The following is a 15,135-nucleotide window of genomic DNA, read 5'->3' as shown; positions in this document are numbered from 1 at the left end:
TACAAGGCAGGACGACTATGAACGAAAAATATGCCCCATTGAAGAGCAATGTTAGGATGCTAGGGCACTTGTTGGGTAATACCATCAAGGAAGCGCATGGAGAGGAGATTCTCGCGAAAGTAGAGAAAATTCGTAAGCTTTCCAAATCCGTTGTGCGTGCAGGCAATGAAGCCGATCGTGAATTACTAATCGAAGAAATTACCAACCTGCCGAATGAGCAACTCACTCCAGTAGCTCGCGCATTCAACCAATTTCTAAATTTGACGAATATCGCCGATCAATACCACACCATTTCACGCAGCTGTGAAGCCGATGTGTGTGAACCGGATCCTATTTCGTCACTTTTTTCAAAACTAAGCCAAGAAAACATCAGCAAACTCGATAGTGCACAAGCAGTTCGCGCGCTTAACATCGAATTAGTACTGACGGCACACCCTACTGAAATTACTCGTCGCACCATGATCAACAAACTAGTGAAGATCAATGAGTGCCTATCCAAACTCGAGTTGAACGAACTTTCAGAAAAAGAACGCAAAAGAACCGAACGCCGTTTAGAACAATTGATTGCCCAAAGCTGGCACTCTGATGTGATTCGTCAACAGCGTCCGACGCCACTTGATGAAGCCAAATGGGGCTTTGCCGTGGTTGAAAACTCCCTATGGGAAGCCGTACCTGAATTCTTGCGTGAATTTGATGAAAAACTCAAAGGCTTCCTTGGTGAAGGTTTACCCATTGATGCGCGCCCTGTGCATTTCTCATCATGGATGGGCGGCGACCGAGATGGTAACCCCTTTGTTACCCACAGCATTACCCGTGAAGTGATGCTATTATCGCGCTGGAAGGCCGCTGAGCTTTACCTCAGGGATCTTCAAGAGCTTATCACTGAACTCTCCATGGTGAAATGTAACGATCACGTTCGTGAGCTTGCTGGTGAACAGCATGAACCATACCGTGCGATCTTAAAGCCCGTTCGCATTTTGTTAATGAATACCCTCGAAGTGATTGAAGCGCAAATCAATCGTCAAGACGTGCCTAACAAACCTATTCTTGAAGACGCTGAACAGCTGTGGCAGCCGTTAATGGCTTGTTATAAGTCTCTACGTGAAAGCGGTATGGCAATCATTGCAGACGGGTCACTGTTAGATACACTACGCCGCGTTAAAGCGTTCGGTATTTACCTTGTTCGCCTCGATGTTCGCCAAGAAAGCACTCGTCACTCCGATGTCATTTCTGAACTGACACGTTATCTGGGACTGGGTGATTATGACCAATGGAGTGAGCAAGATAAGATTTCTTTCCTTATCAATGAACTCAGCTCCAAACGCCCACTCCTTCCTCGCGATTGGGAGCCATCGGCTGAGGTTCAAGAAGTCCTCGATACTTGCCGTGTTATCGCCTCTCAATCACGCGAAGCTTTCGGTGCTTATGTGATTTCAATGGCGCGCACTGCCTCAGATGTTCTGGCCGTGCACCTAATTCTTCAAGAGTGTGGCTGTAAGTTCCGTATGGACGTGTGCCCACTGTTTGAAACGCTAGACGATCTGAACAACTCTGAAGCCGTAATGAAACAGCTGTTCGATATCGATTGGTATCGTGGCTACATTCAAAACCATCAGATGGTGATGATTGGTTACTCAGATTCTGCTAAAGACGCCGGTGTTATGTCTGCTGGCTGGGCCCAATACAGTGCTATGGAGTCCTTGGTAGAAGTGGGGGAAGCGGCCGGTATCGATATCACGCTGTTCCATGGCCGTGGTGGTACGATCGGTCGTGGTGGTGCGCCTGCACACGCCGCGCTGCTATCTCAGCCACCGAAGAGCTTAAAAGGTGGTCTACGCGTTACCGAGCAAGGCGAAATGATCCGCTTTAAACTTGGCCTGCCAGAGATTGCCGTCAACAGCTTTAATCTATATGCCAGTGCCATTTTAGAAGCGAACCTTCTGCCACCTCCTGAGCCTAAAAAAGAGTGGCGTGACTTGATGGACGTGCTTTCTGAAGTGTCATGCGACGCTTATCGCAAAGTCGTTCGCGGTGAACCGGACTTTGTGCCGTATTTCCGCCAAGCAACACCAGAGCTTGAATTGGGTAAACTGCCATTAGGTTCTCGCCCTGCGAAACGCAATCCAAATGGCGGTGTAGAGAGCTTACGTGCAATTCCTTGGATTTTCTCTTGGAGCCAAAACCGCTTAGTTCTTCCAGCTTGGTTAGGTGCAGGTGAAGCGATTCAATACTCAATTGATAAAGGTCACCAAGCACTTCTCGAAGAAATGTGTCGTGAATGGCCGTTCTTCTCCACTCGTCTAGGCATGCTAGAGATGGTGTACGCCAAGTGTAATATGGAAATTTCACGTTACTACGATCAACGTTTAGCAGCACCTGAACTGTTACCATTAGGTGATAAGCTACGCGCTCAACTTCAGCAAGACATCAAAGCGGTGCTGAACGTAGAAAACCATAACCATCTGATGCAGAGCGACCCTTGGGGTCAAGAGTCAATTCGCTTGCGTAATACTTATGTCGAACCGCTCAATATGCTTCAAGCGGAACTGCTTCATCGTACTCGTCAAAGCGAAGAAACTGAGGCTGAATTAGAAGAAGCGCTGATGGTTACTATCGCCGGCATTGCTGCTGGTATGCGAAATACTGGTTAAACGACATATAATATCAAAAAAAGGACAAAAGGCTGCGTTTTGCAGCCTTTTATTCCAATTGGCGTGACTATTGATAGCTTTGTCAATTTTTTTTAAGTGATATCACTCTCTGTTCCACTGCATGCTTATAGATTCCAATATAGTTATGGTATAGTCGCATTAAAAACAAGTACGAATATATCGACAGTTCGGTTCACGCGTTCGCGTGTCCTTCTAGGTGACAAAGGCTTAAACAAGGTTACAGGTGCCAAACAAAATTGGCTTTGTTCTTTCGCGCGAGTTTCATGAACTCACACAAGTTCTGCAACAGTCTTCTATCCGCGACCAAGAGCAACATAATTACTAATACACTATTGACCATTTGGACTTATAACATGTCACTACCACACGTAATCCTTACCGTTCTTAGCACTCGCGATGCGACTGGCTATGACATAACTAAGGAATTTTCTGCGAGCATCGGTTACTTCTGGAAAGCGAGTCATCAGCAAGTTTACCGTGAACTCAACAAAATGGCTGACAAAGCACTGGTTACTTGCAAACTTGAACCACAAGAAGGTAAACCAGATCGTAAAGTCTATTCGATTACCGACTCAGGCCGTAGCGCATTAGGCGAATGGTTTGAACAACCTACTGTACACCCGACTGTGCGCGATGAATTCTCAGCCAAGCTAGCCGCTTGTGCAGTGCAACCATCAGCAGCATTCCGTATCCAACTTGAAGAGTTGATTGAAGAGTCGAAAAAGCTCGTTGCGCACTACCGTGAAATTGAAACGGCCTATTACGCAACGCCAAGCACATTAGACAAGAACGCTCGTCTTGAACGTCTAACACTGCGCCGCAACCTACTTGCTCGTCAAGCATGGTTAGAATGGGCAGAAGAAGCGCTGTCTGAGTTAGAAGCGTTAGCGTAAAACACGTGAGACAAGCTAGGGTCGCTCTCGACCTAGTTTGGTTCTTGAGTTCAAAAAAGCGTCAGGGGTATCGAGATACACCTGACGCTTTTTTGTTGTCATTGAGGAAGTCTATGAGATCACTAAACCTGAGGGCGTACGCCTAGTGTATGGCACAGTGCATAAGTCATTTCAGCACGGTTTAGGGTGTAGAAATGGAAATCCTTTACCCCTTCACGGCTCAAGACACGAACCATATCAATCGCCTGACTCGCTCCGACTAACTGGCGCGTCACTGGATCGTCATCCAAGCCTTCAAACTGCTTTTGCATCCAACCAGGTACTTTTACTTTGTTCATGCCAGCAAATCGTGACGCCTGTTTAAAGTTGGAAACCGGCAGAATACCTGGGACTATTTCCACATCGATACCAGCCGCTACACAGCGATCACGAAAACGTAAGTAACTTTCTACATCAAAGAAAAACTGGGTAATAGCACGATTTGCTCCCGCATCCACCTTACGCTTCAAATTCAATAAATCGGCTTGAGCACTTTTTGCTTCTGGATGCACTTCAGGGAAAGCAGCCACTGAAATATCAAAATCGTGACGCGATTTTAATAACTCGACCAAATCCGATGCATACATGTCCGGCTGACCACCACCCGCAGGGATGTCGCCACGCAATGCGACAATATTCTTAATGCCGTTACGCCAGTAATCTTCAGCTATATCAATAATTTCATCGCGAGATGCATCAATGCAAGTCAGATGCGGTGCTGCAACCAGTCCCGTTTCGGACTTGATCTCTTTAATAATAGAATGAGTGCGGTCACGCTCGCCTGAATTTGCACCGTAAGTCACAGAAACAAATTTAGGATTTAACGTTTTTAGGCGGTGCACAGACTTCCAAAGAGTATCTTCCATTGTTGGTGTGCTCGGTGGAAAGAACTCAAATGAGACGTTGATATTGTCTGAAAGCTCAGCAATATTCTGATTCAATGCATCAATGTGCCCAGCGTGTGTGTATCCCATGGTTCTCTCCCTAAATACCAAGATTGGTTATCCCATCCAATCTTAGATAAAGCCTGTCTATCTATATCTATATTTTATTTTTCGACGTTTAGACGTCTATATGTCTACAGAATGAAATGAATGGCATTTAAAGTCAATAGAGTAAGTATGAATTTTTTTCATGTGCCATGTTAAAGAAATTAAAGCAGAGGCATGGCATACGTCATCTCCTTGAAAAAGGAGATCTCCCTCCGCGAGTGACTGCCTTACCGTAAACGTAATACTCGCCTAAATGGCCGAGTAAACCTCGCAACGTTCAAACCACTAGAACAGTGCCACGCGCGTCAGAAGATCTTCACTTTCGCGAAGATGACGTATGCCATGCACCTATCCCTAACCACCATTCCCACGCACCCTAACGACACAACCATCGTCATCTCCTTGAAAAAGGAGATCTCCCTCCGCGAGTGGCTGCCTTACCGTAAACACAATACTCGCCTAAATAGCCGAGTAAACCTTGCAATGTTCAAACCAATAGAACAGAGCCACACGCGTCAGAAGGTCTTCACTTTCGTGAAGATGACGCAGACTGGGGCAAAAGGCACCTAAAGAAAAAGCGACAAATAAAAAACCCCAATCATTAGTATTCAACGATTAGGGGTCTGCTCAGTATCGCTAACCTAGAGATAGAGATAAAAGGAATTCAAAACCAACAACTTAGTGTCCGCTAAAAGAAACTCGACATTAAATTTAAATCTGACTGAATCGCACCAGCAGTGACTTCACGCCCAGCGCCTGGACCACGAATCACAAGTGGGTTCTCTTTGTACCATTTACTTTCGATAGCGAAGATATTGTCACAAGGCAGCAAGTTGGCCAGAGCGTGCTCCTGAGACAGCGCCTCAATGCCCACACGAGCTTTTCCTTGACGATCTAAACGCGCCACATAACGCAGTACTTTATCTTCACGCAGGGCCTTCTCAAGACGTTCTTGCAAGATTTCACTCAGTAGTTCTGCCTTTTCAAAGAAGCCATCCAGAGAGAGTTCTTTGAGCTCTTCAGGCACCAATGACTCTACCGCTACCGCATCAGGCTCAATATCTAACCCAGATTCGCGGGCAAGAATAACCAGCTTACGCATCACATCAGAGCCATCCAGATCGGCACGAGGGTCCGGTTCCGTCAAGCCTTGTTGCCAAGCTAAGTCCACCAGCTCACTAAATGGCACACTGCCATCAAATTGCTGGAATAGCCAAGATAGTGTCCCCGAGAAGATACCGGACAACGCCACAATATCATCCCCACTTTCACGCAAATCACGCACCGTATGGTTAATCGGCAACCCTGCACCTACCGTGGCGTTATACAACCAGTGACGTCCCGTTTTCGAGAAGGCATCTTGTACAGCGTGGTAGCTCACACTAGGCGCAGAACCTGCCACCTTGTTAGCAGAAATTAGGTGCATGCCATTTTCAGCGATGCTTTGATACTGCGCGGCAAGCGCTGGGCTTGCCGTAACATCAAGAACCACAACTTCGTCATAACCTTGAAGGTTAGCAAGCTGCTGTAGCCAAATATCGCCTTGGTATACGACCGCTTCATCTTCATAGCGCGCCAATACCGTCTGTTCATTGATGCCTTGGTCATCAAACCAATAGGTTTGGCTATCCACAACCGCAACCAAGTTGAAACTCATTCCACGACGTTTTTCTAACTCACTTTTTTGCTCTTTAAATAATGCCAACCAGCTAGAGCCAATGTTGCCTTTACCACATAAAGCGACCGCAACGCGTTTTTGAGCTTGGAACAACTGAGTGTGTACTGACTTAAGCAGAGGTTGGATATCTGATTTTCTCAACACAGCCGCAAGACTTAACTTGGATTCAGCTTCGGAGAAAAACTCTACCGGTGCGTGCTTAAGCTGCTGATAAAAACCAAAACAGTGGTTGGCATTCTTAGTCACGCCAGCGCCTACAGCAGCCAACATGGAATACCCTTCTCTGAGCTTAATCTCGGCTTCAATCGCTAAATCTTGCAACTCATTAAGTGCTCCTGAGGCTATTTCAGCGGTGTACGCAAGACGCAAACGAGCCTGATCAGACTGCGCTTCAAACGCTAACGGTTCAAGCTGTGCGCGCTTTAGTCCATTCAGTACTTCATTTTGCGCGCGTTCAAAATCATGGCCGCTAGCAAACGCGAGGTCGATCAACAGCACTTCATCTAACGAGGTAATAATTTTAGCACCACGTCCAGAGGCCAGCACACGCTCTATTCGAGTAGAGCCTGATTCAGGTTGATAGCTGCAACGCAAGTTTAAATCCATCACGCTTTGCGCCACTGGCTGAAGGGTGCGGCTATGCAGCACAGGAGCGGCCAATCGAGCTAACTCGCTTGCCTCATCCAAACGGAGTAATGGCAATAGACAAGCATCACTCACGACTCGAGGGTCGGCGCTGTAGACGCCCGCAACGTCACTCCAAATGGTCACGCAAGAGACCTCAGCAAGTGCTCCAATCACCGTCGCCGAATAATCAGAACCGTTGCGCCCTAGCAATACTGTATCGCCTTCATCGCTTTGCGCCATAAAACCTGTGATCACAATGCGGTGATGCGCATGCTGAGCTAACACATCTTTAATCAGAGCATAGGACTTGGCACGATCCACTTCTGGCTGGGTACCAAATTCTGCCCGCAAGAAAGCTCGTGCGTCTTGTGCAACTGCCGGTAGGTCCGATTGGCGTAAAAGTGCTGCAAGCAATCGTGAAGACCACACTTCACCGTGGCCCAATACGGCCGCACGCTGCGCATCATTTAGGGGATAGCTCAATTCACCTAAAGTACTAAACTCGTCGCTGAGCAAAGAGACAAGCTGTTCAGCGTCATCACCTTGCAACAGCTCACGAACCAGCTCGATTTGGAACTGCCTTAGCGATTGAAGGTGCTCGTGAGCAATACGACCATCTTTATTGAGCGCATCGAGAAACTCGATTAAACGGTTTGTGGTTTTGCCCGCGGCAGACACCACAATAAGATCTTCGCTGTGTGAATAATCTTTAAGAATAGAAACAACGCGACGATAACACTCAGGGTCAGCTAAGCTACTGCCGCCAAATTTATGTAGTTGCTTCTTGGTCGGAGCGGGTGTGGTACTCATAACTCAACTTATCCTTGGAATGTTTTCGCTTTATCAAATGCTTGTTGTAAATCGTCAATAAGGTCAGTGGCATCTTCCAGTCCAACAGACAGACGCAATAGTTGCTGCGACACTCCCGCTTCTTCTAGCGCGGCTTCGCCCATCGCTCGATGGGTCATTGAGGCAGGGTGACAAATCAAACTCTCGACACCGCCAAGTGATTCAGCCAGCGAGAATAGCTTAAGCTCACCAACGAAGTATTTTAGCTGCTCAAAACTTCCCGCAAATTCAAAACTGAGCATCGACCCAAAGCCTGATTGCTGTTTCTTGGCAATCTCATGTCCTGGATGTTCCGGTAAGCTTGGGTGATAAATCACTTTAACCAGAGGCTGCTGTTTTAGGAATTCAAGAATGTGTTGTGAGCTCTCTTCATGCACACGCATACGCGCCCCAAGCGTACGAATGCCGCGCAGCGTCATGTAACTATCAAACGGTGTCCCTGTTGCGCCAATGCAGTTACCCCACCAGGCGAGATCTTCCGCGTGTTGTTCCGTTTTAGTGATCACCACACCACCAATCACATCCGAGTGACCGTTGAGATATTTAGTGGTTGAATGGATAACAAAGTCAGCTCCGAGCTCCAAAGGCTTTTGGTATACCGGAGTTAAAAAGGTATTGTCTACCGCCACCAGCGCACCGACTTTTTTGGCTTTTTCGCATACAGCCGCGATATCGACCACACGAACCAAAGGGTTGGATGGAGTTTCAAGTAAAACGAGTTTAGGTTTCGTTTCAAGTGCTGCCTCTAGTGCTGCGTCGTCACCTTGATCGACAAACAGGACTTTGAAGTCCCCCTTTTGAGCTCGAGTATTGAACAATCGATAACTACCACCATAGCAGTCGTGTGGTGCCACAATGGTATCTTCAGGCCCTAAAAAAGCCGATGCCCACAAGTTCAGTGCCGAGGTGCCACAGTTAGTGACCACCGCTCCTTTGCCCGATTCGAGCTCATACAACGCTTGTTCCAACAAACCGCGATTTGGATTGCCCGAACGGGTATAGTCATAAGTGGGGACTTCTCCAAACGCAGGGAAGCCATAGTTAGTAGAAAGGTAAATTGGCGGTACCACAGCGTGATGCTGGGTATCTGATTCGATACCAGTACGTACGGCTATTGTCGCTGGCTTCCGATTGCTCATAGAAACTTCCTTTATCAAATCGCATTGGGCTGATGGGTGTTGCTCAGTGTCTACTTTTGTCTGTCAATATGAAACCAACAAAAGAGGCAAACACTAGAAAATTAACATTGCGTTAAAATCAATGTCCACTTTACTTTCCATTTTGTGAGACGTCAACACTTCTAGACGTCCATATGTCTTTGCTTATGGCAGTAAATCCCGCTAAAATTGCAGCATTCTTATTACGACTACTTATGATTAACAGAGCGAAGGTGTGCAATGGCAGATTGGAACGGCGAATACATTAGCCCATACGCGGAGCACGGAAAAAAAAGCGAACAAGTTAAGAAGATCACGGTGTCTATCCCGTTGAAGGTGCTAAAGGTATTGACTGATGAACGTACTCGTCGCCAAATCAATAACTTACGCCACGCAACTAATAGTGAACTATTGTGCGAAGCCTTCCTACACGCCTACACCGGTCAACCGCTTCCAACCGATGAAGATTTGAGAAAAGACCGCCCCGATGACATTCCAACAGAAGCGAAAGAGCTGATGACGGCAATGGGCATTGAGTTTGAAGCGTTCGATGAAGAATAAATTCTGATATAGAATCAAAAAAGACGGCATTCACGCCGTCTTTTTGTTTCGTTGACTGTGAAAAACTACGCCATATAATTTTCTGGCATCTCAATTCGCGCCACACCGGAATCGACTGCAGCTTGAGCAACCGCTTTGGCTACACGTGGCAGCAAACGTGGATCCATTGGTTTGGGAATGATGTACTCCTTGCCAAAAGTAAGTGACTCTACACCAGCCGCTTTAAGCACCTCTTGTGGTACTTCTTCTTTGGCAAGCTCACGAATTGCCTCAACCGCAGCTAGCTTCATTTCGTCATTAATTTCACTTGCACGTACATCAAGCGCGCCGCGGAAGATAAATGGGAAGCACAGGACATTGTTTACTTGGTTAGGGTAGTCAGAGCGCCCTGTGCCCATAATCAGGTCATCACGTACGTCATGAGCAAGCTCAGGTTTGATTTCTGGATCTGGGTTTGAGCAGGCAAACACAATGGGCTTATCCGCCATCAGTTTCAAAGCTTCTGGTTCAAGTAAGTCAGGGCCCGATACACCTAGGAACAGATCCGCCCCTTCAATGACATCTTCCAAAGTTCGCATGTCGGTGTTGTTGGCAAACAGCTCTTTATACTCGTTCAAATCGTCGCGGCGAGTGTGAATCACCCCTTTACGATCAAGCATGTAGATCTTCTCACGCATCGCGCCACATTTAATCAGTAGCTCCATACACGCGATAGCTGCCGCACCAGCGCCAAGGCACACAATGCGCGCTTCTTTCAGATCTTTTCCTTGTAGTTCAATCGCGTTCAGCATACCTGCAGCGGTTACAATCGCAGTACCGTGCTGGTCGTCGTGAAACACCGGAACATCACAGCGTTCAATCAGGCGACGTTCAATCTCAAAGCAATCTGGGGCTTTAATATCTTCTAGGTTAATACCACCGAAGGTATCAGAGATATTGGCTACCGTATCAACAAACTCATCAATCGTGCGATGTTTCACTTCGATATCGATAGAGTCTAGACCAGCAAAACGCTTAAACAACAGTGCCTTACCTTCCATAACCGGTTTCGACGCCAGTGGACCTAAATTACCTAGTCCCAAAATCGCCGTACCATTAGAAATGACCGCCACCATGTTACCTTTGGCAGTGTACTTATAAACATTTTCAGAGTTTTGTGCGATTTCACGCACTGGCTCAGCCACACCGGGGCTGTATGCAAGGGCGAGGTCAGCCGCTGAGTCAGCAGACTTAGTCAGAGCAATTTCAATTTTTCCAGGGACGGGGTTGGCATGATAATCAAGCGCTTGTTGGCGAAATTCGTCGTTTTGTTGGTCATCGGACATGGTTACAATCCTGCTTATTCTACGAGTATTAAAGACTGAATGTGTGAGTCTAAACCGCTTTGTATTTGTTAACTTTGCTTCTAAAGGGTTGCAGACTTAGCAGAGTGGACAACACGAACGGGGGTACTGACGCATAGTCGTAGTGACAGCAGTTCGTCACTCTGATGTATTAATACTACGCTAGATAGTTAGAATTTTGAATGGATTGTATACAGAATTGTTTTATTTTTGCTTCAAAACAAAAAGGACGCCGAAGCGTCCTTTTCTAGAATCTGCAAAAGTAAGATTACTTCTTGCTAGATAGAGCACCGAAACGCTTGTTGAAGCGATCAACACGGCCGCCTGTATCAACGATACGTTGCTTACCAGTGTAGAATGGGTGGCACTTGTCACATACGTCTAGGTGGATAGAATCTTTACCTAGAGTAGAGTTGAATTCGAATGTGTTGCCGCAAGAGCAAGTTGCTGTTACTGCTTTGTATTCTGGGTGGATACCAGCTTTCATGGGGAAACCTCAAAGTTTAGGCCGTGTCGCCATCCGATTCTGAGCCGGACACCACACGTAGTTTAATAAAAGACTTATGGTATCGCTATTACTGCATTAAATGTAGAACAAGCCATACCATCAAGGCGCAGTATAGTAATGAATAGTGCCTTTAGGATCAACTAAAATTGCCACTTTTTTCGCCACCTTTAGATGGATTGACTGAGTTTCTTCAATTAACGGTTTCTCCTAAACGAATTAGCTAGGTAGAATGACCCTTTCTCTGAACAATATCGACTCTACTATGCGCCCAAATGTTGCTCGTGTTGCACTGCCTGTGCCACTGGATAAACAGTTCGATTATCTGGTCCCAACGCACCTCTTCCCAGTGGTGGGTGGCCGAGTATCTGTGCCTTTTGGACGCCAAACCTTAGTCGGTATCGTTACTCAATTCAGCCATCAATCTGACTTCCCCATTGATCAGCTCAAGCCCATCAAAGCGGCACTTGATACCAGCCCTGTCTGGCCAAAGCCACTGTTCGATCTCATCTCTTGGTGTAGCCAATACTATCAACACCCATTGGGCGACACGTTAAACAACGCTCTACCCTCGTCATTGCGCAAAGGAAAGCCTGCAGAGTTTGCTGCCACCGTTGAGTGGCGTATTACAGAAGCAGGCAAGAATCAGCTCATGGCTGGGTTTGGACGAGCTGTGCAACAAGCAAAAGTCATGCATATGCTGGAGTCTGGCCCTTGTGCTCATCAGGCGTTCATTGATAATGAAGTCAGCTCTAGTGTCTTAAAAACACTGACTGAGAAAGGCTGGATTGAATCGCATGAGAAGCTAGCCCCTACTCCACGTTGGCCAGAAACGATGACCAACCCACCGACAGAGCTGAGGCTGAATGCTGAACAAGCTGTAGCGATCGCGTCAGTAAATAGCCAAACCGAATTCGGCTGCTACCTGCTAGAAGGGGTGACAGGTTCGGGGAAAACCGAAGTTTATCTGCAAATGATCGCACCAGTACTTGAGCGCGGCCAGCAAGCGCTTGTCTTAGTGCCAGAGATTGGTTTAACACCACAAACCATTAACCGCTTTAAAAAGCGTTTCAACGTGCCTATTGAAGTAATTCACTCTGGGCTTAACGATACCGAACGGTTGAATGCATGGTTGAGTGCTCGTGATAAAGTCGCAGGGATTGTTATTGGCACACGCTCGGCGTTACTCACACCATTTGCTGATCTCGGCATTATTATTGTCGATGAAGAACACGACACATCATATAAGCAGCAAGACAGCCTACGTTACCACGCGCGTGACGTCGCCGTCATGCGTGCCAATAAAGAACTGATTCCAATTGTACTTGGTTCTGCAACACCATCGATAGAAACTCTGCAAAACGCGCTGAGTGGTAAGTATCACCATCTGATTTTGAGCCAACGCGCAGGTCTTGCAGTGCCAACGACCAACAAGGTTATCGATGTCAAAGGGCAATACTTAGAAGCGGGCTTGTCCGCTCCCCTTATTGCTGAGATACGTCGCCACTTAGAACTGGGCAATCAGGTAATGCTGTTTCTTAACCGTCGAGGTTTCAGCCCAGCGTTGATGTGTCATGAATGCGGATGGACCGCTGAGTGCCGTCGCTGCGACGCCTACTACACCTACCATCAATCTAGTAATGAGATTCGCTGCCACCACTGTGGTTCACAGCGACCCACGATTCATCAGTGCGAAAGTTGTGGCTCCAATCAGCTTGTCACCGTTGGTGTGGGTACCGAGCAGCTTGAAGCACAGCTTGAAAGTCTGTTCCCTGATTTTAATACCATTCGAATTGATAGAGACAGCACTCGTCGTAAAGGCAGCCTTGAGAGTGCGCTTGAGGCGATTAAAAGGAATGAATACCAAATACTGATTGGTACGCAAATGCTCGCCAAAGGTCACCACTTCCCGAACGTGACCTTAGTAGCATTATTAGATGTGGACGGCTCGCTATACAGCAGCGATTTCAGAGCGTCGGAAAGACTGGCACAGCTCTTCATCCAAGTGGCCGGCCGCGCAGGCCGAGCGAGTAAGCCCGGTGAAGTGCTGCTGCAAACGCACCACCCTGACCATCCTCTGCTGCAATCACTACTGCATAAAGACTATCGTCATTTTGCAGAAACCGTGATTGAAGAGCGTAAATTGGCTATGCTGCCACCGTTTAGCTTCCTAACTTTGATTCGTGCCGAAGCTAACAACAGCAATGACGTTGAGGCGTTTTTGCGTCAAGTGAGACATTCACTTGAGGCGCATCCGTTATTTGATCATCATTCGATGGTGTTAGGTCCTACACCAGCACCTATTGCTAAGCGTGCAGGGAAAGCGAGGTGGCAATTGATGCTTCAAGTGCCTACACGACCATTGATGCAAAAAATCATCACCAGTGCTAAACCTGTGATCGCGCAATTACCACTCGCAAAGAAAGTTCGCTGGTCAATGGATATCGAGCCACAAGATCTCAGTTAAACGCTAAGAAGTGATTAATTTCAAAACTATAACTAGCTCTGGTTGTGATAAGCTTCACAATTGCAATGCAAAATATGTTAATAGGCCCGTAACTTTCCCTAGATAAATGAATAATATTTATTAATAGTTCATCATTAAAGCCAACGTTTCATTCGCGCTATTTATTAGACAAATGAAACATTTAACCAAGTTATAACCCGCTAGATTGCATAACAAAACATAATAAATCGCAGTCTAATTTAGTCACACTGAAAATAAGAGGACTCACGTTTATGGCGACAATGAAGGATGTTGCCCAGCTTGCAGGCGTCTCAACGGCTACGGTATCTAGAGCACTGATGAACCCCGAGAAGGTCTCATCGTCCACTCGAAAGCGAGTCGAAGATGCGGTTCTCGAAGCTGGCTATTCTCCTAACTCTCTGGCGCGTAACTTACGTAGGAATGAATCCAAGACCATTGTTACTATCGTGCCAGACATCTGTGATCCGTATTTTTCGGAGATCATTCGAGGTATCGAAGATGCAGCGATGGAACATGGGTATTTGGTGCTGCTGGGAGACAGCGGCCAATCAAAAAAGCGCGAAACATCATTTGTAAACTTGGTGTTCACTAAGCAAGCAGATGGCATGCTGTTACTTGGCACCGACTTACCTTTTGATATCAGTAAGCCTGAACAGAAAAACCTCCCCCCTATCGTCATGGCTTGTGAGTTTGCCCCTGAACTTGAGCTTCCTACCGTGCATATCGACAACCTTACCTCTGCATTTGAAGCCGTAAACTATTTGTCGCAGTTGGGGCATAGAAGGATTGCACAAATCGCGGGACCGGATACGGCGTTTTTATGTCGCTTCAGACAACAAGGGTATCAACAAGCTCTGCGCAGAGCCGGATTGCAGATGAACCCCGCTTATACCGTGAAAGGCGATTTCACCTTTGAAGCTGGCGCGCGTTTGATTCGCAATCTTCTGGCTCTACCAGAACCGCCGACAGCCATCTTTTGCCACAACGACATTATGGCCATTGGCGCCATGCAAGAGGCGAAAAAATTAGGACTGCGAGTACCGCAAGACTTATCAGTGGTTGGCTTTGATGATATTCAGTTTGCACAGTATTGCGATCCGCCTCTAACGACGGTCTCACAACCTCGCTATGAGATTGGTCGCCAAGCCATGTATATGATGCTTGAAGTACTGAAAGGTGTCGATGTTAGCGCGGGTTCAAGACTACTGGATACCGAACTTGTGATCCGCAACAGTGCTGCTCCTCCAAGAATCCTATAGTTAGCACGATACTGACTTGCAACTTGACCTTGTGGTATTTACCATGAGGTCAGTTAATTCATTCAATTAGAA

At 46.9% G+C, this 15,135-nt stretch carries 10 protein-coding genes; 5 read left to right on the top strand and 5 right to left on the bottom strand.

Translation table 11 applies throughout. The features are described from left to right. Nucleotides 1–17: 17 nt before the first annotated feature. Nucleotides 18–2,651, top strand: coding sequence for a phosphoenolpyruvate carboxylase (ppc, locus tag VTH8203_RS17340; RefSeq protein WP_096994792.1), 2,634 nt, complete (start codon nt 18–20; stop codon nt 2,649–2,651). Nucleotides 2,652–3,025: 374 nt separating this feature from the next. Then, entirely contained in the window at nt 3,026–3,565 is a 540-nt protein-coding gene (locus VTH8203_RS17335) for a PadR family transcriptional regulator (protein ID WP_096994791.1), read from the top strand. Between the two features lie 122 nt (nt 3,566–3,687). On the opposite strand, the gene metF is transcribed toward VTH8203_RS17335, so the two are convergent. The 3 genes from metF to VTH8203_RS17320 all read right to left on the bottom strand — a co-directional run bounded on the left by metF (nt 3,688) and on the right by VTH8203_RS17320 (nt 8,889). Continuing rightward, the gene (metF, locus tag VTH8203_RS17330; protein WP_096994790.1) at nt 3,688–4,578 is read right to left on the bottom strand and encodes a methylenetetrahydrofolate reductase; all 891 of its coding nucleotides are present in this window, start codon (nt 4,576–4,578) and stop codon (nt 3,688–3,690) included. 706 nt (nt 4,579–5,284) lie between these two features. Continuing rightward, nucleotides 5,285–7,711 carry a bifunctional aspartate kinase/homoserine dehydrogenase II gene (locus VTH8203_RS17325; protein ID WP_096994789.1) on the bottom strand — a complete coding sequence of 809 codons (2,427 nt, stop codon included), beginning with the start codon at nt 7,709–7,711 and terminating at the stop codon, nt 5,285–5,287. Nucleotides 7,712–7,719: 8 nt separating this feature from the next. Further along, nucleotides 7,720–8,889 carry an O-succinylhomoserine (thiol)-lyase gene (locus tag VTH8203_RS17320; RefSeq protein ID WP_096994788.1) on the bottom strand — a complete coding sequence of 390 codons (1,170 nt, stop codon included), beginning with the start codon at nt 8,887–8,889 and terminating at the stop codon, nt 7,720–7,722. 258 nt (nt 8,890–9,147) lie between these two features. Between VTH8203_RS17320 and metJ the strand changes: the two genes are divergently transcribed. Further along, entirely contained in the window at nt 9,148–9,468 is a 321-nt protein-coding gene (gene metJ / locus VTH8203_RS17315; RefSeq protein ID WP_006071165.1) for a met regulon transcriptional regulator MetJ, read from the top strand. Nucleotides 9,469–9,533: 65 nt separating this feature from the next. Here the strand turns inward: metJ and VTH8203_RS17310 are convergent, their stop codons facing one another. Continuing rightward, nucleotides 9,534–10,793, bottom strand: coding sequence for a malic enzyme-like NAD(P)-binding protein (locus VTH8203_RS17310; protein ID WP_096994787.1), 1,260 nt, complete (start codon nt 10,791–10,793; stop codon nt 9,534–9,536). Nucleotides 10,794–11,079: 286 nt separating this feature from the next. After that, the gene (rpmE, locus tag VTH8203_RS17305) at nt 11,080–11,298 is read right to left on the bottom strand and encodes a 50S ribosomal protein L31 (RefSeq protein WP_006071169.1); all 219 of its coding nucleotides are present in this window, start codon (nt 11,296–11,298) and stop codon (nt 11,080–11,082) included. Nucleotides 11,299–11,581: 283 nt separating this feature from the next. On the opposite strand from rpmE, the gene priA reads away from it, so the two are divergent. After that, nucleotides 11,582–13,783: a primosomal protein N' gene (gene priA / locus VTH8203_RS17300; RefSeq protein WP_096994839.1), complete on the top strand. Its 2,202-nt coding sequence runs from the start codon at nt 11,582–11,584 to the stop codon at nt 13,781–13,783. Between the two features lie 272 nt (nt 13,784–14,055). Further along, a complete protein-coding gene (gene cytR, locus VTH8203_RS17295) occupies nt 14,056–15,063 on the top strand; it encodes a DNA-binding transcriptional regulator CytR (protein WP_096994786.1) in 1,008 nt (335 codons plus the stop codon). Nucleotides 15,064–15,135 lie beyond the last annotated feature (72 nt).

This window comes from Vibrio thalassae (assembly GCF_900089835.1).
Classification (GTDB): domain Bacteria; phylum Pseudomonadota; class Gammaproteobacteria; order Enterobacterales; family Vibrionaceae; genus Vibrio; species Vibrio thalassae.
The sequence above is the reverse complement of the archived record's forward strand: the minus strand, read 5'-3'. Positions and strand labels throughout refer to the sequence as shown.